19 protein-coding genes are annotated in these 19,226 nt (G+C 69.2%); 15 read left to right on the forward strand and 4 right to left on the reverse strand.

The annotated features are described in order from the left end of the window. The first annotated feature begins 12 nt into the window (after positions 1 to 12). From ACFOSH_RS07685 to ACFOSH_RS07695, 3 genes are read left to right on the forward strand one after another with little or no spacing between them, the layout of a single operon-like run. Positions 13 to 717 (forward strand): hypothetical protein, encoded by a 705-nt coding sequence (locus tag ACFOSH_RS07685; RefSeq protein ID WP_378238005.1) that lies wholly within the window; start codon positions 13 to 15, stop codon positions 715 to 717. Further along, a complete protein-coding gene (gene ligA, locus ACFOSH_RS07690) occupies positions 698 to 2,860 on the forward strand; it encodes an NAD-dependent DNA ligase LigA (protein WP_378238007.1) in 2,163 nt (720 codons plus the stop codon). Before ACFOSH_RS07685 ends, ligA begins: the two co-directional genes overlap by 20 nt. Continuing rightward, positions 2,853 to 3,350, forward strand: a complete 498-nt coding sequence (locus ACFOSH_RS07695) for a GNAT family N-acetyltransferase (RefSeq protein ID WP_378238008.1) — start codon at positions 2,853 to 2,855, stop codon at positions 3,348 to 3,350. The genes ligA and ACFOSH_RS07695 overlap by 8 nt, the downstream gene beginning before the upstream one ends. 101 nt (positions 3,351 to 3,451) lie before the next feature. Here ACFOSH_RS07695 and ACFOSH_RS07700 read toward each other — a convergent pair whose 3' ends face one another. Beyond that, positions 3,452 to 4,105 (reverse strand): amino acid-binding protein, encoded by a 654-nt coding sequence (locus tag ACFOSH_RS07700; RefSeq protein WP_378238009.1) that lies wholly within the window; start codon positions 4,103 to 4,105, stop codon positions 3,452 to 3,454. A gap of 258 nt (positions 4,106 to 4,363) precedes the next feature. On the opposite strand from ACFOSH_RS07700, the gene gatC reads away from it, so the two are divergent. The 9 genes from gatC (at position 4,364) to ACFOSH_RS07745 (ending at position 12,970) form a co-directional block, all read left to right on the forward strand. Then, the gene (gatC, locus tag ACFOSH_RS07705; RefSeq protein ID WP_378238011.1) at positions 4,364 to 4,663 is read left to right on the forward strand and encodes an Asp-tRNA(Asn)/Glu-tRNA(Gln) amidotransferase subunit GatC; all 300 of its coding nucleotides are present in this window, start codon (positions 4,364 to 4,366) and stop codon (positions 4,661 to 4,663) included. Continuing rightward, positions 4,660 to 6,174, forward strand: a complete 1,515-nt coding sequence (gatA, locus tag ACFOSH_RS07710) for an Asp-tRNA(Asn)/Glu-tRNA(Gln) amidotransferase subunit GatA (RefSeq protein WP_378238012.1) — start codon at positions 4,660 to 4,662, stop codon at positions 6,172 to 6,174. Before gatC ends, gatA begins: the two co-directional genes overlap by 4 nt. A 1-nt stretch (position 6,175) precedes the next feature. Next, on the forward strand, positions 6,176 to 7,504 hold the full coding sequence (locus ACFOSH_RS07715; protein WP_378238013.1) for an AAA family ATPase: 1,329 nt from the start codon (positions 6,176 to 6,178) through the stop codon (positions 7,502 to 7,504). Further along, entirely contained in the window at positions 7,504 to 8,160 is a 657-nt protein-coding gene (locus ACFOSH_RS07720) for a DUF4276 family protein (RefSeq protein WP_378238014.1), read from the forward strand. The genes ACFOSH_RS07715 and ACFOSH_RS07720 overlap by 1 nt, the downstream gene beginning before the upstream one ends. A gap of 25 nt (positions 8,161 to 8,185) precedes the next feature. Beyond that, a complete protein-coding gene (gene gatB / locus ACFOSH_RS07725) occupies positions 8,186 to 9,691 on the forward strand; it encodes an Asp-tRNA(Asn)/Glu-tRNA(Gln) amidotransferase subunit GatB (protein ID WP_378238015.1) in 1,506 nt (501 codons plus the stop codon). Continuing rightward, positions 9,684 to 10,190, forward strand: coding sequence for a hypothetical protein (locus ACFOSH_RS07730; RefSeq protein WP_378238016.1), 507 nt, complete (start codon positions 9,684 to 9,686; stop codon positions 10,188 to 10,190). Before gatB ends, ACFOSH_RS07730 begins: the two co-directional genes overlap by 8 nt. 98 nt (positions 10,191 to 10,288) lie before the next feature. Next, positions 10,289 to 11,350 carry a Gfo/Idh/MocA family protein gene (locus ACFOSH_RS07735; protein ID WP_378238017.1) on the forward strand — a complete coding sequence of 354 codons (1,062 nt, stop codon included), beginning with the start codon at positions 10,289 to 10,291 and terminating at the stop codon, positions 11,348 to 11,350. Continuing rightward, positions 11,347 to 12,264 carry a DUF6807 domain-containing protein gene (locus tag ACFOSH_RS07740; RefSeq protein ID WP_378238018.1) on the forward strand — a complete coding sequence of 306 codons (918 nt, stop codon included), beginning with the start codon at positions 11,347 to 11,349 and terminating at the stop codon, positions 12,262 to 12,264. Before ACFOSH_RS07735 ends, ACFOSH_RS07740 begins: the two co-directional genes overlap by 4 nt. After that, positions 12,254 to 12,970: a cupin gene (locus tag ACFOSH_RS07745; RefSeq protein WP_378238019.1), complete on the forward strand. Its 717-nt coding sequence runs from the start codon at positions 12,254 to 12,256 to the stop codon at positions 12,968 to 12,970. The genes ACFOSH_RS07740 and ACFOSH_RS07745 overlap by 11 nt, the downstream gene beginning before the upstream one ends. Here the strand turns inward: ACFOSH_RS07745 and ACFOSH_RS07750 are convergent. Next, complete coding sequence (locus ACFOSH_RS07750) at positions 12,967 to 14,199, reverse strand: PQQ-dependent sugar dehydrogenase (RefSeq protein ID WP_378238020.1); 1,233 nt, start codon at positions 14,197 to 14,199, stop codon at positions 12,967 to 12,969. The genes ACFOSH_RS07745 and ACFOSH_RS07750 overlap by 4 nt on opposite strands. Positions 14,200 to 14,327: 128 nt before the next feature. Between ACFOSH_RS07750 and ACFOSH_RS07755 the strand changes: the two genes are divergently transcribed. The 3 genes from ACFOSH_RS07755 (at position 14,328) to ACFOSH_RS07765 (ending at position 16,710) form a co-directional block, all read left to right on the forward strand. After that, positions 14,328 to 15,233 (forward strand): 2-hydroxyacid dehydrogenase, encoded by a 906-nt coding sequence (locus ACFOSH_RS07755; protein ID WP_378238021.1) that lies wholly within the window; start codon positions 14,328 to 14,330, stop codon positions 15,231 to 15,233. Between the two features lie 32 nt (positions 15,234 to 15,265). Beyond that, positions 15,266 to 16,090, forward strand: coding sequence for a DUF72 domain-containing protein (locus ACFOSH_RS07760; protein ID WP_378238058.1), 825 nt, complete (start codon positions 15,266 to 15,268; stop codon positions 16,088 to 16,090). A gap of 77 nt (positions 16,091 to 16,167) precedes the next feature. After that, positions 16,168 to 16,710 (forward strand): DoxX family protein, encoded by a 543-nt coding sequence (locus tag ACFOSH_RS07765; RefSeq protein ID WP_378238059.1) that lies wholly within the window; start codon positions 16,168 to 16,170, stop codon positions 16,708 to 16,710. A 75-nt stretch (positions 16,711 to 16,785) separates the two neighbouring features. On the opposite strand, the gene ilvD is transcribed toward ACFOSH_RS07765, so the two are convergent. Together ilvD and ACFOSH_RS07775 are read right to left on the reverse strand one after the other, a co-directional pair. Beyond that, complete coding sequence (gene ilvD, locus ACFOSH_RS07770) at positions 16,786 to 18,630, reverse strand: dihydroxy-acid dehydratase (protein ID WP_378238022.1); 1,845 nt, start codon at positions 18,628 to 18,630, stop codon at positions 16,786 to 16,788. A gap of 73 nt (positions 18,631 to 18,703) precedes the next feature. After that, positions 18,704 to 19,174 carry a PH domain-containing protein gene (locus ACFOSH_RS07775; protein ID WP_378238023.1) on the reverse strand — a complete coding sequence of 157 codons (471 nt, stop codon included), beginning with the start codon at positions 19,172 to 19,174 and terminating at the stop codon, positions 18,704 to 18,706. Positions 19,175 to 19,226 lie beyond the last annotated feature (52 nt).

The raw sequence follows: 19,226 nt of genomic DNA on the forward strand, positions 1-19,226 counted from the left end.
AGCGTGCCCTTCATGCGTTTGTTCCGCCGCTCCCGCAAGTCCGAGGACGTTCCCGACCCCCGCACCGCCTGGCCTGAGCAGCCGGTCCCCGAGGACGCGGCCGCAGCGGCGGTGACGTTCTGGGAGGCGTGGTTCGAGCTCCTGCCGGAGGTCAGCGCCGCGCTCGGCGACCGCGAACCGCACCGCGTGGAACACGATCTCTGCACCATCGTCGAGGCGCTGCACCCCCGCCTGCATTTTTCCCTCGATCGGGGGCACCGGGCGATCTACTCGCTGGTGCTCACCGGCCAAGAGGATCCGGAACTGCGCCCGTACACCGACGCGTGGAAGGCCGCCGCGCCGCCAGAGGACGCGATCTGGGAGTACCACGACTCCGTGCCGCCGGTCCCCGATCCGAGTGAGGTCACCGTCAACCTCGGCGAGACGAGCGTCGCGCTCGCCGACGTCCGGGTGACCGCGAAGGTGGACGAATCAGCCGGACGGGTGGACGTCACGGTGTTCCATCCCCTGATCGGGGAACTCCGCCCGGAGACCCGGACGACCATGACCTTCCTGCCGCTGGACGCCACGCTGGGTGAGCGCGTCGCGGCCGAACGACTGGGCAAGGTCGAGCTCGTGACCGAGGCGCAGGACGGGCCGCTGACCCTCCTGGAACTGCGCGAAGTGGTCGGCCGACTCGGCTCACCGACGCCGGGAAATGTCGGTACCCCCGACTAGTGTTACCCCCGTGAGCAGCGAACTTCCCGAAAACCTCGAGTCCGCGCAGGACGTCACCGACGTGCCGTCCGCAGTCCGTGAAAAGCATGCCGAACTGGCGGAGGAGATCCGCGGGCACCAGTTCCGGTACTACGTGCTGGATTCACCGATCGTGTCCGATGGCCAGTTCGACACGCTGCTCAGCGAACTCCAGGCCATCGAAGACGAGCATCCGGGGCTGGTGACGCCGGAGTCGCCGACGCAGAACGTCGGCGGCACGTTCTCGACCGAGTTCGTCGCGCACGACCACCTCGAGCGCATGCTCAGCCTGGACAACGTCTTCGACTCCGAGGAGTTCGAGACCTGGGTCGAGCGGGTCCAGAAGGAGATCGGCGCGACGAAGTACCTCGCCGAACTGAAGATCGACGGGCTCGCGATCAACCTGCTGTACGAGAACGGCCGCCTGACCCGCGCGCTGACCAGGGGCGACGGCCGCACCGGTGAGGACGTCACGCTCAACGTCCGCACGCTGGAGCAGGTGCCGGACAGGTTGACCGGAACGGACGAGTTCCCGGTGCCCGCGCTGGTCGAGGTCCGCGGCGAGGTGTTCTTCCGCGTCGAAGACTTCCTGGCGCTCAACGCGAAGATGGTCGAGGCGGGCAAGGATCCGTACGCGAACCCGCGCAACACCGCCGCCGGATCGTTGCGGCAGAAGGATCCCAAGATCACGAAGTCCCGCAACCTGCGGCTGATCTGCCACGGGCTGGGCAAACGCGAGGGATTCGAGCCGAAGCGCCAGTCCGAGGCGTACGACGCGCTCGCCGCGTGGGGCCTGCCGGTGTCGCCGCACAGCAAGGTGCTGGGTTCGGACAAGGAACTGCTGGAGCACATCGAGTACTGGGGTGAGCACCGCCACGACGCCGAGCACGAGATCGACGGCGTCGTCATCAAGGTCGACGAGGTCGCGCTGCAGCGCCGTCTCGGCACGACCTCGCGCGCGCCGCGCTGGGCGATCGCCTACAAGTACCCGCCGGAAGAGGCGATCACCACCCTGCTGGACATCCAGGTCAACGTCGGCCGCACCGGGCGGGTCACCCCGTTCGCGGTGATGGAGCCGGTGAAGGTGGCGGGCTCCACGGTCGCGATGGCGACGTTGCACAACCAGGAAGAGGTCAAACGCAAGGGCGTGCTGATCGGGGACAAGGTCGTCATCCGCAAGGCGGGCGACGTCATCCCCGAGGTGCTCGGCCCGGTGGCCGACGCGCGCACCGGCGAAGAGCGCGAGTTCATCATGCCGCTGCGCTGCCCCAACTGCGACACCGAACTGGCGTACCAGAAGGAGGGCGACATCGACATCCGTTGCCCGAACTCGCGGTTCTGCCTGGCGCAGCGAAGGGAACGGCTGTTCCACCTGGCGAGCCGGAATGTCTTCGACATCGAGGTGGTCGGGTACGAGGCCGCGGTGGCGCTGCTGGACGCCGGTGTCGTGCACGACGAAGGCGACATCTTCGACCTGGACGAGGAGAAACTGCTCGAAGTCGAACTGTTCCGGACCAAGGCGGGGGAGCTGTCGGCCAACGGTCGGAAACTGCTGGAAAACCTCGAAACCGTCAAGGACCGTCCACTGTGGAAGGTCGTCGTCGGGCTTTCGATCCGGCATGTCGGCCCGACGGCCGCGCAGGCGCTCGCGCGGGAATTCGGTTCGCTGGAAAAGATCGAGAACGCTTCCGAAGAGGAGCTCGCCGCCGTCGACGGGGTCGGCCCGACCATCGTGCGAGCCGCGAAGGAGTGGTTCGAGGTCGATTGGCACCGCGAGATCGTCGAGAAGTGGCGTGCGGCCGGGGTGCGGATGGAGGAGGAGCGCGACGAGTCCATCCCGCGCAACCTCGAAGGACTGTCGATCGTCGTCACCGGTTCGCTGAATCTCTACTCCCGCGACGAGGCCAAGGAGTTCATCATGGCCCGCGGCGGGAAGGCGGCCGGTTCGGTGTCGAAGAAGACAGCGTTCGTCGTCGTCGGCGACGCGCCGGGGACGAAGTACGACAAGGCCGTCCAGCTGAAGGTGCCGGTGCTCGACGAGAACGGCTTCCGGGTGCTGCTGGAAGCCGGCCCCGAGGCCGCCGCCGAGCTCGCGTTGCCGACCGAGGAGGAGACCGGTGAGTGACCTGGAGATCCGGCCCGCACGGGCCGAGGAACTGAAGGCGATCGGGGAACTCACCCTGACCGCGTACTCCGCGGAACGGGGCCTCGTCGAGGGCGTCGGCTACGCGGCCGAGCTCGTCGACGCGGCCAAGCGGGCGGAGCAGGCCGAGCTCCTGGTCGCGGTGGACGGTGACGGCACGCTGGTCGGCACGGTCACCATCGCGCGGCCGGGCACGCCGTTCGCCGAGCTGTCTCGCGAAGGCGAACTTGAGTTCCGGATGCTCGGCGTGGCGCCTTCGGCGACAGGTCGCGGCATCGGCGAGGCGCTGACCAGGGCGGTCATCGCGCGGGCCCGGGAACTGGACGCCGCCCGGGTGGTGCTGTGCAGCCTGGTCACGATGGAACGGGCGCACCGGCTCTACGAGCGGCTCGGGTTCGTGCGGCTGCCCGAGCGGGACTGGGAGCCGCATCCCGGTGTGACGCTGATCGCCTACCGCCTGGAACTCACCTGAGCGCTCCGCCAACGCTATGAAAGGTCCTTTCCTTGCAAAATTTGCAAGGAAAGGACCTTTCATAGCGCGCGTCAGAAGGCGCGGTGAGCGTCGGGAGCGGCTCAGCTGTCCAGGACGACGGCGACGATCCCCGCGAAGTGCGCCAGCCGCGCCACCTCGGCGGCCCGGAAGTTCGGCCCGCCCGGCCGCGCGACCAGCAGCGCCTTCCCCGGCTTCCCCAGCGGTGTGGCCGCGAGTTCGGTCCCCAGTTCCTTCCACGTCTCCGGCACCCACGCCTCTTCGGCGTCGAGGATGGTGGCGCGTTCCAGCGGCAGCCACGGCAGGTCGGTGATCGGGGTCTCGGGCGCCGCGCTGGACGACGCCAGCCGCAGCGCGCCGGGCTCCGAGTGCTCGACGACGACGGCCCAGCCCGCCCGGATGATCCGCGGCACCCCTTCGGCGAGGATCTCCAGCCCCGAAGCGGGCTTCGCGGCGATCTCCTCGACCAGTTCGAGTTCGCGATGGGTGTCCAGCACCCCGGCGTACGGGCGGACGGCGTCGACCTCGACCCCGTCGACGCTTTCGGCGGCGGTGATCAGCGCGTCCGGCAGCCTGCCGGAGGGGATTTCGACGACGAGGTCGTCGATGGCGATTCCGCCGCCGCGTTCGACCACGTCCACGCTCAGGATGTCGGCGCCGACGGTGCCGAGCGCGGAAGCGACCGCGCCGAGGGTCCCCGGGGTGTCCGGTAATTGGACCCGGATCAGGAACGACACACGCGCCCCTCTCGCCTCAGGCGTTCCAGCCTCGCCGTGGAACGCGCTACGCCGGGCGCCGATTGTGACAGACCGGACGGTGTAATGGGGCCCGCCATCCGGCCTTCGGGATAACGAACCAGGCACTCCTTACCCGAAGTGCCCTACCCCGGGCCGGAGCGCGGGCCGCGGCGTAACCCAGTCGAGTCCGCCGACACCGCCACCATAGACTTGCAGCTTCCGACAGAACCCGCACAGCACACCCCGGGAGTCACCCGCGTGCCCAACATTTCCCGCGACGAGGTCGCGCACCTCGCCAAGCTGGCCAGGCTTGCCGTCACCGAAGAGGAGCTGGACGTCTTCGCAGGCCAGCTCGACCAGATCCTGGACTCGGTGGCCAAAGTGAGCGAGATCGCAGGCGAGGATGTCCCGCCCACGTCGCACGCCGTGCCGCTGACCAACGTGTTCCGTGAGGACACGGTCCGACCGGGCCTGACCCAGCAGCAGGCGCTGGCCGGTGCGCCGGCCAGCGAAGAGGGTCGTTTCCGGGTGCCGCGGATTCTGGGAGAAGAGCAGTGACCGAAATCGTCAAGCTGACCGCCGCCGAGCTGGCGGAAAAGATCCAGTCCCGTGAGGTCTCGGCCGTCGAGGTCACGCAGGCCCACCTGGACCGGATCGCCGAGGTCGACGACCACATCCACGCGTTCCTGCACGTGGACACCGAGGGCGCGCTCGACGCGGCCCGCGCGGTGGACGCCGACGTCGCCGAGGGCAAGGCGCCGAAGTCGGCGCTCGCCGGGGTGCCGCTGGCGCTCAAGGACGTGCTGACCACCAAGGGCATCCCGACCACCGTCGGTTCGAAGACGCTGGAGAACTGGATCCCGCCGTACGACGCCACCGTGACGCGCAAGCTGCGCGAGGCCGGTGTCGTGGTGCTCGGCAAGACCAACATGGACGAGTTCGCGATGGGCTCCTCCACGGAGAACTCCGCGTTCGGCCCGACGCACAACCCGTGGGACCACGCCCGCATCCCGGGCGGCTCCGGCGGTGGCTCCTCGGCGTCCATCGCGGCGTTCGAGGCCGCGATCGCGATCGGCACCGACACCGGCGGCTCGATCCGGCAGCCCGGCGCGGTCACCGGCACCGTCGGCGTGAAGCCGACGTACGGCGGCGTCTCCCGCTACGGTCTCGTCGCCTTCTCGTCGTCGCTCGACCAGGCCGGTCCCTGCGCGCGGACGGTGCTCGACGCCGCCCTGCTGCACGAGGTCATCGCCGGGTACGACCCGATGGACTCGACCTCGATCGACGCGCCGGTCCCGCCGGTGGTCGCCGCGGCCCGCCAGGGCCTGACCGGAGACCTCAAGGGCGTCCGCGTCGGCGTGGTGAAGGAATTCGCCGGAGACGGCTACCAGCCGGGCGTGTCGCGGTCGTTCGAGGCCGCTGTCGAGCAGCTTCGCGCGCTCGGTGCCGAGGTCGTCGAGGTCTCGTGCCCGAGCTTCACCTACGCGCTGCCCGCGTACTACCTGATCGCGCCGAGCGAGTGCTCGTCGAACCTCGCCCGGTTCGACGCCATGCGCTACGGCCTGCGCGTGTCCGACGACGGCGCGCACAGCGCCGAAGAGGTCATGTCGCTCACCCGCGAGAAGGGCTTCGGCCCCGAAGTCAAGCGCCGCATCATGCTCGGCACCTACGCGCTGTCCTCGGGCTACTACGACGCCTACTACGGCTCGGCGCAGAAGGTCCGCACGCTCATCACGCGGGACTTCGAAGCCGCGTACGAAAAGGTGGACGTGCTGGTCTCGCCGACCACGCCGACGACGGCGTTCAAGATCGGCGAACGCGTCGACGACCCGATGGCGATGTACCTGGCGGACCTCTGCACCATTCCGTCGAACCTGGCGGGCAACGCCGCGATGAGTGTCCCGAGTGGACTGTCACACGAGGACGGCCTGCCGGTCGGCCTGCAGATCATGGCCCCCGCGATGGCCGACGACAGGCTGTACCGCGTCGGCGCCGCCTACGAGGTCGCGCGTGACGCCGCCAACGGTGGCTCGCTGGTGCACGAGGTTCCGGAGCTGGGAAAGGCGTGACTTGCTGACACGCATCGAGATCGACGGCTTCAAGTCGTTCGATCGCTTCGGGTTGGACTTGCCGCCGTTCCTGGTCGTTCTCGGCCAGAACGCCAGCGGTAAGTCCAACCTGTTCGATGCGATTCAGCTCCTGAGCCGTCTCGCGACCGCGCTGAGAGCGAAAGAAGCCTTCAACGACCAGCGCGGTGACCTGCTGGAGCAGTTTCGCCGGCGTGGCGATGGCACGTTCCTCGGAGCGATGACCTTCGCGGTCGAGCTCACACTCGAACCGTCCGTCGCCGACTCCTTCGGCGAGCATGCGGACATCAGCCACACGCGGGTTCGCTACGAACTGCAGATCGCTTTGATGCAAGACGGTGACGAGTACGTCAGCCCGATGGTGGTTCACGAGGCGGCGTACCCGATCGGACCTGATCAGGACAGGGCGCACGATTCCGCCGGTGCGAACTACGACGATGTGACTTCGCCACTGCTGGAGACAGTCATCGGTGACGCGGAACGCACTTTCGTCCTGCACCGGGAAGGTGAAAAGGCCAGGTTCATCCGTGCTGACTCGGCGTTTTCCACCATCTTGTCCACCATCACCTCGGCTGTGGACTTCCCCTACTTGTTCGCCATCCGCAAGGAACTCGAGTCCTGGCGTTTTCTGCAGCTCGACCCCGTCGCGCTGCGAATGCCGAGCAGGGTCGGCCGGTCCGACGAACAGCTGGAGTCGAGTGGAGCCAACCTCGCCGCCGTGCTGCACCGGATCCAGCGGGCCACTCGTGACGAGTTCGGCAGCGGGCTCGACGAGATCGCGGTCGATCTGGTCCAGGTGATCCAAGGGTTCAGCGGGGTCGAGGTCAAGGAGAACAAGGCGGCAGGTCAGTGGGAGGTCGAGCTGACCACTGGTGATGAAGGCAAGGTCAGCGCGCGGGTCGCCTCGGACGGGACACTTCGGGTGCTGGCCCTGCTGGCCGCCTTGTACGACCCGGAGCACCGCGGATTGCTGTGCTTCGAGGAGCCGGAGAACGGCATTTTCCCGCAGCGTCTGCGGAAACTCATGCACGTGCTCAAAGAGCTGACCGCCGAACCCGAACCGGGTGAGCCGCTGACCCAGGTGATCTTGACCAGCCACTCGCCCCTGATGCTGGCTGTCCTCGAGCCGCGGGACATCGTGGTCATGGACTGGGTGTCGCGTGTCTCGCCCGGCGAGCTCGCCAGCCGTGTTTCGCGGGTTCGGGTGCTCGCGGATCAGGTGGCGTCCGGCTTGGAGCCCGTGTCTCGGTTCGAGCAACGTGAACTGCTGGCGATCACCAAAGCCGAAGCCCGTCGGCTGCTGGAGGGCTGATGCGGCAGTTGCGCACGGTTGTCGCCGTTGAAGGGGCGACCGACGACACGTTCTTCAGCCAGTTGCTCGCTCGCGCGCTTGAGGAGATCGGCCAGGAGCGACCGGGCAAAGGATTCGATGTCGACCGGCCGCTCGTCTTCGAGCGCCAGGCCGATACCTGGCGGACGTTCGCCCACCAGGTGCTGGATCAAAGGCCGCGATTGAATCTGGTCTTTTTTCACTATGACGGGACGGCCAATCCAGATCGGGAAGCCGCGAAGAGCTGGGTTCCGATGATGGGCGAATGGGACAAGGCGACGAGCGGTGTGAGCACCGCTCCCTGCTTCGTGCCGCTGGTGCCGATCCGGGAGATGGAGAGCTGGGCTCTCGCCGACGTGACGTTGATCAACGAGCTCGCCGGTGTCGACGTCACGAGGACCGGCGTCTTTGAAGTGGACCTGCTCTCCAGGGTGGAGAAACTCACGGATCCCAAGCGCACGCTTGCCGAGGCCCTGCGATCCGGCACTCGGCGAAAGCGTCGAAGCAGGTCCGTGCACGACTATCTCGACACCATCGCCAGCCGGGTCGAACTCGACAGGCTGCGAGCGGTGCCCTCTTTTCAGGCTTGGCAAACCGACACCGAGACGGCGCTACGGCGGATCGGATTCATAGAATGACTTCCAGGACAGTAGGAGGAAAGAAGTGACCGCCGTGGTTGAGTTGATGGACTACGCCGACGTCATCGAGCGGTTCGACCCGGTGCTGGGCCTCGAGGTGCACGTCGAGCTGAACACGAACACGAAGATGTTCTGCGCCTGCGCCAACGAGTTCGGCGGAGAGCCCAACTCCAAGGTCTGCCCGACCTGCCTCGGGCTGCCCGGCTCACTGCCGGTGGTGAACGGCAAGGCCGTCGAGGGAGCGATCCGCATCGGCCTCGCGCTCAACTGCGAGATCGCGTCGTGGTGCCGGTTCGCCCGGAAGAACTACTTCTACCCGGACCAGCCGAAGAACTTCCAGACGTCGCAGTACGACGAGCCCATCGCCTTCAACGGCTACCTCGACGTGACGCTGGACGACGGCGAGGTCGTCCGCGTGGAGATCGAGCGCGCGCACATGGAGGAGGACACCGGCAAGTCGCTGCACGTCGGCGGCGCCACCGGTCGGATCCATGGTGCCGAGCACTCGCTGCTCGACTACAACCGCGCGGGCGTGCCGCTGATCGAGATCGTCACGAAGACGATCGAGCACACCGGCGGGCGCGCGCCCGAGGTCGCGCGGGCGTATGTCACCGCGCTGCGGGATCTGCTGAGCGCGCTCGACGTCTCGGACGTCCGGATGGACCAGGGGTCGGTCCGCTGTGACGCCAACGTGTCCCTGATGGCCAAGGACGCGACCGAGTTCGGCACGCGCACCGAGACCAAGAACGTCAACTCGCTGCGCAGTGTCGAGCGCGCCGTCCGCTACGAGATGACCCGCCAGGCGGCGATCCTCGCCGAGGGCGGCTCGATCAAGCAGGAGACGCGGCACTTCCAGGAGGCCGACGGCACCACGTCGCCGGGCCGCACCAAGGAGACCGCCGAGGACTACCGGTACTTCCCGGAGCCCGACCTGGTCCCGATCGCGCCGTCGCGCGAGTGGGTCGAGGAGCTGCGCAAGACGCTGCCGGAGATGCCGTCGGAGCGCCGCAAGCGCATCCAGAACGAGTGGAACCTGACCGACGAGGCGCTGCGAGACCTGCTCAACGTCGGCGCGGTCGACCTGGTCGCCGAGACCGTCGAAGCGGGCGCCACGCCGGACGAGGCCCGCAGCTGGTGGGTCAACACGCTGGCGCAGGAGGCCAACTCCCGCGAGATCGAGCTGGCGGAGCTGGCGATCACCCCGGCGCAGCTGGCCGAGGTCATCGCGCTGGTCAACGCCGGTGAGCTGACCAACAAGCTGGCCAAGGAGGTCGTGCAGGGCGTCCTCGCCGGCGAGGGATCGCCCGCCGAGGTCGTCGAGAAGCGCGGCCTGAAGGTCGTCTCCGACGACTCCGCGCTCATCGCGGCGGTCGACGAGGCGCTGGCCGCGCAGCCGGACGTCGCCGAGAAGATCCGCGGCGGCAAGGTGGCCGCGGCCGGGGCGATCGTCGGCGCGGTCATGAAGGCCACCAAGGGCCAGGCCGACGCCAAGCGCGTGCGCGAACTGATCATCGAGCGAGTCGGTGCCTGAACTCGCTCTGAAGAAGGTCACCTGGCGTGAGTGGCTCGGCCTCGCGGCCGGGCTGCTCGCGCTGGTGGCCTTGTACCTGCCGTGGACGACGCTGACCGCGTCGCGCCCGGAGATCGAGGACGCGCTGACGACGCTGCCCGCCAACGACGTCACCCGTGACGCGTGGCACGCGGGTTTCCTCGCCTGGGCGCCGCTTTTCCTGGTGTTCCTGCCCGGCCTCGCCGTCGTGCTGTTCGGCCGCGTCGACGCCGTCCGCCGCGCGGGCCTGCCGCATCTGTGGCTGATGGCGGTCATCGGCGGGCTGCTGCTGATGGTGCTCGGCCTGGTCACCCTCGACTGGCAGTTCGACGCTGACCAGCGCGGGATCTTCTCCGCCGCCGGCATCGAGATCGGTGCGGGTCTCGGCCGCTACCTCGGTCTGGCGGCGGCTGTCGTCTCCGCCGTCGTCGCCTTCTTCGACGTCCGGCTCCTGCGCGCCGAAACCCGCGCCCGCCGCTGACCCAGCACGCGGTTAGTCCTCTGGGTGCAGGGGGGTTGCGGTAGAAAGCGCTTTCTGCCTACCGTAGGAGTGCCTCATACGGACGGTGGAGGTCACGGGTGACGACCGGGAACCCCCTCCGGGCGGCCATCATCGGCACCGGAGCGATCGCCAAAAGCCATCTAGCCGCCTACGAAGCCCATCCGTCGGAAGTGACCGTGGTCGCCGTGGCGGACATCGACGAAGCCAGGGTCGCCGGATTCCGCACCGGCGATATCAAGCCCTACACCGAAATCGGGCGGCTTCTCGCCGAGGAGAAGCCCGACCTCGTCTCGCTCTGCACCCCGCCCGCGCTGCACGCCGGGCAGGCCTCGCGGGCGCTGGCCGCCGGGGCATGGGTCTGGTGCGAGAAGCCGCCTTGCCTGTCCCTGTCCGAATACGACGAGATCACCGCGGCCGAGTCCGAGGGCGGGCCGTACGCGGCTTTCGTGTTCCAGCACCGGTTCGGCTCCGCCGCAGGGCATTTCCGCGAGCTGCTGGCCGCGGGCGAACTCGGGCGGCCGCTGGTCGCGCACTGTCAGACGACGTGGTTCCGCGACGCGGACTACTACGCCGTCCCCTGGCGTGGTGACTGGGCGACCGAGGGCGGCGGGCCCGCGATGGGCCAGGGAATCCACCAGATCGACCTGCTCCTGCACCTGCTCGGCGACTGGGCCGAGATCCGCGCGATGACCGCCACGCTCGTGCACGACGTCCGCACCGACGACGTGTCGACGGCGTTGGCGCGCTTCGAATCCGGCGCGCTGGCCACGGTGGTCAACAGTGTCCTCTCGCCGGACGAGGTCAGCCGGATCCGCATCGACTGTTCCGGCGCGACCGTCGAACTGACCCATCTCTACGGCTACGAAAACGACGACTGGACCTACACGCCCGCGCCGCACGTGGCCAGGGATTGGCGCGCGCCGACGACGAACGTCGCCAGCTCGCACACCGCACAGCTGACGCGGGTTCTGGCCGCGATCAGGGCGGGAGAACGCCCGCCGTGCAGCGGCGCCGACGGGCGACGGGCACTCGAATTCATCGCCGCGCTGTACAAATCCGCGTTCACCGGGCGCCCGGTGAACGCGGGCGAGATCACCTCCGAGGATCCCTTCTACGCAGCGATGAACGGGGAATCGTGAGCGCACCCATCACCGTCACGCACCGGCACGGCGAACGCGTCACCGTCGAGGCCGCGGGCGTCGAACTCCTGTCCTATGTGTACAGACCAGATCCCGCCGCCTTCGAGTCGCGCAAGCCCTACACGCATCCGCTCCGGACGCTGGCCGGGCGCCAGGTCAGCGCCTATCGGCCGTCCGATCACCGCTGGCACAAGGGACTCCAGATGACGTCGAGTCATCTGTCCGGCCAGAACTTCTGGGGCGGCTGGAGTTACGTTCCCGGCGAGTGGTACCAGGACCTGCCGGATCTCGTCGGTTCGATGCGGCACGACGGTTTCGAGGAGTTCGCCGTCGAGGACGAAAGCCTGACCCTGGGCGAGAAGCTGACCTGGATCGAGAACGGCGGCGGGGAATGGGCGCGCGAACGGCGCGACCTCGTCGTCCATTCCGTGGCGCCGGACGAGGGCAGCTGGGCCCTCGACTGGGCGATCACCCTCACCAACATCCGCGGCGAGCCCCTGGAATTCGGCAGCCCGACGACGGCCGGACGCGAGATGGCGGGCTACACCGGCCTGCACTGGCGCGGACCCCGCGAGTTCAGCGGCGGCGAGATCCTCGGCCCCGGCGGCCTCGGCGGCGAGGAGATGATGGGGCGGCAGGCGCCGTGGCTGGCGTTCGTCGGCGAACACGACGAGGTCGACGCGAGATCGACGCTGGTCTTCGCGCACGCGCCGGAGAACGAGCACGCGATCCACGAGTCGCATTGGTTCGTCCGGTCGCGCGACATCCCGACGGTGGCGTTCTCCTGGGCGTTCTTCGACGAGTTCACCCTGCCGCCCGGCGAGAGTTTCCACTACCGCTACCGCGTGGTGGTCGCGGACGGCGCCTGGGATCGCGACCGCGTCGAGCACTACCTGAAGTCCCATGGATTCTGAGGAGGTCACCGTGTTCCCGCTTCCCGGCGGTATCGGCCTTTCCCATCTGTGCGCCTATGAATGGGAGGCCGCGGACGGGGTGTGCGGCGGCAGCCCGCATCTGCACCTCGCCTGCACGGAGGCCTACGTCGTCACCGGCGGCCGTGGCGCGGTGCAGACGCTCGACGTCGGCGGCTACACCGAGACCGACCTGGAAGCCGGGGTCGTCGCGTGGTTCGCGCCCGGCACGGTCCACCGGATGGTGCAGCGCGACGGGCTGCGGATCACCGTGCTCATGCAGAACAGCGGCCTGCCCGAAGCGGGTGACGCGGTCTTCACCTTCCCGCCGCCGATCCTCGCCGACCCGGACGCGTACGCCGAGGCCGCCGCGATGCCCGTGGACGACGTCACGGCCCGCCGCCGCCGCGACCTCGCGATCGAGGGCTACCTGCCGATCCGGGACGCCCTCGTCTCGGGAGATCCCGGCCCGCTGAGGGACTTCCACCGCGCGGCCGCCGCGCTGGTCGCGCCGAAGGTCGACGCCTGGATCCCGCGCTGGCGGTCCGGTGCGCTGGCCGCCGCGGAGCTGACCGGAGAACACCTGAAGGCGCTCGCGAACGGCGACGCGAGCCACCTCGAACAGGCCGGTGTCCGGGTCGTCCGGCCGGCCGAAGAGGACGGTTACGGGATGTGCGGGCGGCGGACGGAGTACGACCTCGACCGCTAGTCCTTGCCGCCCGTGCCGGCACTGGCCGACGGCGTGACGATGAGGACGCGGTCGTCGCTCGAAACGGGTGCCCCGCCGTCCTTGTTGAGGGTCCCGGTCAGCGCCATCTGCGGGTTGATCATGCTCATCGCGGACAGCCTGCCGAAGGTCCTCGGCGGCTTGCCGACCTTGCCGTCCATGAGGACGTTGGGCTTCCCGGTCACCGCGCCGTCCGGGGTGACCGGCAGGTTCTGCAGGTTGCCCGCGATCGACGTCGTGAGGGTGAGATAGCCGGTGGGACCGACGAAGTCCGCGCAGCCCGCCACGCCGGGCTTGTCGGTCCAGCTCCACGCCGGGGTGGTCAGCGGCTGGCCTCCGCGCAGCCGGTACAGGACGTCCTTGTCGGCCAGCCTGTCCGTCAGCCAGAGGCGTGAACCGCTCTGGTCGCGGCACATCCCGCCGGGGGAGTGCACGCCGGTCGAGAAGACCGCCGAGCCCGCCGTGGGGTTTCCCGGCGCCGGTTTGCCGGAGGTGTCGATGCGCAGCACCTTCCCGGCCAGCGAGCCGGGATCGGCCGCGAGCCCGGGGTTGCCCGCGTCGCCGGTGGCGACCAGGAGCGCGCCCTTGGCGTCGGTGCCGATCACGCCGCGGTTGCCGGTGGCGCCCTTGGGGATGCCTGTCAGCACCGGCTTCGGCGTCTGGCCCTTCGCGAGCCGGACGACCCGGTTGTCGCTCGGGGTGGTGATGTAGGCGAAGACGAGCTGGTCTTCGGCGAAACCGGGGGAGAGCGCGAGCGAGGTGAGGCCGCCGTCGCTGGAGCCGTCCACGGCGATGGCGGCCCAGTCGGCCGGGTCCTTCCCCGCGGCGGCGAGCACGATCCGGCCGCTCTTGCGTTCGCCCGCGAGCCCGCTGGGCGCGCTGCCGTCGCCGGGGAGCGCGGCCACGGCGGCGACGGTGTCCAGGCAGGTCGCGATGACGGCCTTGTCGAAGTCCTTGCAGCCCTGCGGCGGCGGGACCGGCGTCGGCGGCTGGTTCGGCCCGTTCCCGCGGCCAGGGCCACCGGGACCGGAGTCACCCGCTTCACCACCGGGCCCGACCTGTGGCGGGACCTCGGGGGACGGCGGGTTGACCGGCGTGAACTTCTGCCCGGCGGCCGTGTTGTCGAAGTCGGCGCAGCCGGAAAGCAGCAGCGCACCGCAGGCCAGCATGGCCAGCGGCGCGGTCCATTTCCGCCGGTACCGGGTACGCACGGGGCAAGCCTAGGTGGGCGTACGTGAGCCACGGGTAAGAGCCCTATGGCAGAGCTGAGATGTACCCGGAAATCGACAGACGCGGGTTCACCTACAGACACACAGCGGTAGTCGATACCGTGGCGATCATGACGGTGACCGTGCTCGTACCCGACGAAGAGGGAGTGGCCGCGCTTTCGGAGATCGAGGGCGTGCGTCCGGTGGTGTACCGCCGCGGGGAGCCAGTGCCCGCCGAGGCCGCCCAGGCCGAGGTCCTCGTGACCGGTGACCAGCCCAGCGAGGAACTCTGGCGCGAACTGCCGAACGTCAAACTCGTGCAACTGCTGGTGGCGGGAGCCGAAGACTGGATCGGCAAGGTGCCGGACGGTGTCCTGCTCTCGACCTGCCGCGGCGCGCACGGCGGGAGCTCGGCCGAATGGGTCGTCGCGGTCCTCCTGACGATCTACCGCGCTCTCGGCGGTTTCGCCGACGGCCACCGGCGGAAGCACTGGGAACGCCGGATCACCGACACCCTGCAGGGCAAGCGGGCCCTCGTCATCGGCGCGGGTGACCTCGGCAGGCATCTGCGACGGCGGCTGGAGACGTTCGACGTGCGCTGCACGATGGTCGGCACGACAGCCCGCGAAGACGTGCACGGCGTCGACGAGCTGCCCGACCTGCTGCCCGAACACGACGTCACGGTGCTGATGGTGCCGCTCACCCAGCACACGCGGGGCCTGGTCGACGCGGAGTTCCTGGCCGCGATGCCGGACGACGCGATCCTGGTCAACGTCTCGCGTGGGCCTGTCGTGGTCACCGACGCGCTCGTCGCGGAACTCGCTTCGGGACGGCTGCGCGCCGCTCTCGACGTCACCGACCCCGAGCCGCTGCCCGGCGGACATCCGCTGTGGGACGTGCCGGGACTGCTGCTGACGCCGCACGTCGCGGGCGCCGTCAGCGGGAGGCGGCAGCGCGCCTACGCGGTGGCTGTCCGGGAGCTGAGCCACTACATGAGCGGGGAGCTGCCGAAGAACCTGGTCCACGGCGAATACTGAGCAGCGTGGCGACACTTCATATCGGCTGCGCGATGTGGACGCACAAGGCGTGGGCCGGGCGGTTCGTACCGCGATCGGTGCCGTCCGGGGAGCGCCTGCGGGCCTACGCCGGCTGGTGCAACGCGGTCGAGGGCAACACCACCTTCTACGCGACCCCTGCCAGGGACACCGTCGTGACGTGGGCGCGGCAGACCGGCCCTGACTTCCGGTTCGTGGTCAAACTGCCCAAGACCGTCACGCACGAGCGACGGCTCGCCGGGGTCGAGACAGAGATGCGGGCCTTCCTGGACGCGATCGAACCCCTCGGCGAACGGGCGGTCCTGTGGACGCAGCTGCCCGCCTCGTTCGGCCCGTCGGACATCGACACCCTCGGCCGTTTCCTGCGACGGCTTCCCGCCGGCCTCCGACGCGCCGTGGAGGTGCGCCATCCCGATTTCCACACCGACGCCCGCGCGACGTCGCTGCTGGAGAGGACCCTCACCGACGCGGCCGCCGAATGGGTGCCTTTCGACACCACGGTTTTCTTCGGGAGCCCGCCGGTCAGCGAGGCCGAGCAGGACGCCTGGGCCAAGAAACCCCGGCTGCCGCGGCGGACGCGGGCGCTGACCGACCGGCCCGTCGTCCGCTACCTGGGCCGCGACTCGGTCGAGGAGACCGTCGAGGGGTGGCGTCCGTGGACCGAGGTGGTCGCCGGCTGGCTGCGCGAGGGCCGGTCGCCGACGATCTTCCTGCACACCCCCGACAACGACGACGCACCGTCGCTCGCCCGCCGGTTCCACGACGACGTGCGCGCCCTGGTGCCCGATCTCGACCCGCTGCCCGAACCCGAACCGGTCGAACCCGCGACCCTGTTCTGAGCCGCTTCGGCGGTTCAGTCGCCTGACGGGCTCGTTTCCCCTACCCTTCGCGCGTGAGCGATGACTATCAGACCAGCATGATCTCGGACGTGGCCGACGCCGACAGCGGCCCGGGCCCGGTGGAGACCCGGGGCGGGATCGACCTCGGTCTGCTCGTACTGCGAGTGGTGCTCGGCGTGACCATGGGCGCGCACGGGCTCCAGCACCTCTTCGGCGCTTTCGGCGGGCCTGGGGTCGGCGGCTTCGCCAAGGTGCTCGGCAGCCTCGGCTACACCAGCCAGACCACGCTGCTCTCCTGGATCACCGGGATCAGCGAGGTGCTCGGCAGCGCGCTCGTACTGGTGGGCCTGTTCACCCCCGTCGGCGCCGCCGCGCTGCTCGGGGTCTGCGCGAACATCGTGTTCGTGAAGTTCGGCGGCGGGTTCTTCCAGAAGGAAGGGCAGGGCTTCGAGTTCGAACTCCTGCTGGGCGCGGCCTCGCTGACCGTCCTGCTCGCGGGCTCCGGGCGGCTCGCGCTGGACGCCAACACCCCGTGGCGCAAGCGGCCGCTCTCGTTCGGGCTGATCGGCCTGCTGCTGACGGCGGCGGCTTCGGTCGTGGTGATCGTCCTCTGCCGCTGACCACCCGCCGCATTCAGAGGACTAAATGCGCTCGGTCCGCCCGTGCCGTGCACTTGAGCCCGGGCAACCAGCCGACTACTTGCTCGGGTCCCGCACGGCGCCGGTGTCGGCCGAGGTCGCCATGCGCGCGTAGGCCCGCAGCGCCGCGGTGACCTTCCGGTCCCGCGAGACGGGCTGCCAGGGCCGCTCGCTCGCCTCCATCTTCGCGCGCCGCTCGGCCAGCACGTCCGCGTCGACGAGCAGTTCGAGACGGCGCTCGTGGACGTCGAGCAGGATCCGGTCGCCGTTCTGGACCAGGCCGATCGCCCCGCCCGCGGCGGCCTCGGGTGAGATGTGCCCGACCGAGATGCCCGACGAGCCGCCGGAGAACCGGCCGTCGGTGATCAGCGCGCACTTCTTGCCGAGGCCGGAGCCCTTGAGGAACGCCGTCGGGTGCAGCATCTCCTGCATGCCGGGGCCGCCTGCCGGACCTTCGTAGCGGATCACCAGCACCTCGCCGGGCTGGATCTCCTTCTTGAGGATGGCCGAGACGGCCTCCTCCTGGCTTTCCAGCACCCGGGCCGGGCCCTCGAAGCGCCAGAGTTCCTCGTCGATGCCCGCGGACTTGATGACGGCGCCGTTCTCGGCGAGGTTGCCGCGCAGGATCGCGAGCCCGCCGTCCTTGGTGTAGGCGTGTTCGACGTCGTGGATGCAGCCGTCCGAAGCATCGGTGTCCAAAGAGGACCATCGGTTCTCCGTCGAGAACGCCTCGGTGGTCCGGACCCCGCCCGGCGCGGCGTGGAACAGCTCGATCGCCCGTGCCGACGGCTCCTTCGCTCGGATATCCCAAGTGGACAGCCACGAGTCGAGGTCCGGGGAGTGCACGGAGTGGACGTCGGTGTTCAGCAGCCCACCGCGGTACAGCTCACCGAGGATGGCCGGGATTCCGCCGGCGCGGTGGACGTCCTCCATGTGGTAGTCCGAGTTCGGCGCGACCTTCGACAGGCACGGCACGCGGCGGCCGATGGCGTCGATGTCGTCGATGGTGAAGTCGACCTCGCCCTCCTGCGCGGCGGCGAGGATGTGCAGCACCGTGTTGGTCGAACCGCCCATCGCCATGTCGAGGGCCATCGCGTTCTCGAAAGCCTTCTTCGACGCGATCGTGCGCGGGAGCGCGGACTCGTCGTCGTTCTCGTACCAGCGCTTGCACAGTTCGACGACCGTCCGCCCGGCGTCCTCGAACAGCGCCTTGCGGGCGGCATGCGTCGCGAGGGTGGAGCCGTTGCCCGGCAGGGACAGCCCGAGCGCCTCGGTGAGGCAGTTCATCGAGTTCGCGGTGAACATGCCCGAGCACGAACCGCAGGTCGGGCAGGCCGAGCGCTCCACAATGGACAGGCCTTCTTCGTCGACCTCGCTGCTGGCCGACGCGGCGATCGCGGTGATCAGGTCGGTCGGCGCCTGCGCGACCCCGCCGACGACCACGGCCTTGCCCGCCTCCATCGGCCCGCCGGAGACGAACACCACCGGGACGTTCAGCCGCATGGCGGCGTTCAGCATGCCCGGGGTGATCTTGTCGCAGTTGGAGATGCAGACCAGCGCGTCGGCCTGGTGGGCGTTCACCATGTACTCGACGGAGTCGGCGATGATCTCGCGCGAGGGCAGCGAGTACAGCATTCCGCTGTGCCCCATGGCGATCCCGTCGTCGACGGCGATCGTGTGGAACTCGCGGGCGACACCGCCCGCCTCCTTCACCGCACCGGCCACGATCTCGCCGAGGTCCTTGAGGTGCACGTGTCCCGGCACGAACTGGGTGTAGGAGTTCGCGATGGCGACGATCGGCTTGCCGAAGTCGCTGTCGGTCATTCCGGTGGCACGCCAGAGCGAGCGCGCGCCCGCCGCGTTGCGGCCGTGGGTGGTGGTCCGGGAACGGAGTTGAGGCACGGCTGACTCCAAGGTTCGGGATGGGGACCAGGGCCTTGCCGAACGAACCGGCGCCAAACTGGTCCTACCAATCCTACTCCCCGGAGCTCTCGTCCTTTTCCGGAGCCGTCTCCTCGGCCTTGGCGACGTCGTCGGTGAGCCCGGACGGGTCGGCCATGTGGCCCGCGCTGACCAGCGAGATCACCGGCAGGTGGCGGGTGCGCACGGCGGGCAGGGCGATCTTGGACTCGTCCTTCAGCACCGCCTGCACCTTCGCCTTGTCGGTGATGGCGAGGCCCTTGAGGGAGGACCACGGCAGGTCCCGCCGCCCGAACAGCGTGCGGACTTCCAGCCCCTCGGCCGTCGCCGTCGTGCGGGTCCGGATGACGAACACCGCCAGCGCGATCGGGAAGAGGTAGAGCCATTGGAGGTACGGCACGTCGCCGAACGCGACAGGCGTCACACAAACGACGAGGAAAGCGATCGCCAACAGCGCCGTGTTCGGAATCTTGAAGACGGCTTTGGGAGCCTCGTTCGCCTGTTCTTGCTGCTTTTCTTCGGCCACGTCAAAGATGGTGCACCGCCGCCTTTCGGACCCCGAACGCGGGTCGCGCCAT

The sequence above is a fragment of the Amycolatopsis speibonae genome (assembly GCF_042647925.1).
GTDB lineage: Bacteria > Actinomycetota > Actinomycetes > Mycobacteriales > Pseudonocardiaceae > Amycolatopsis > Amycolatopsis speibonae.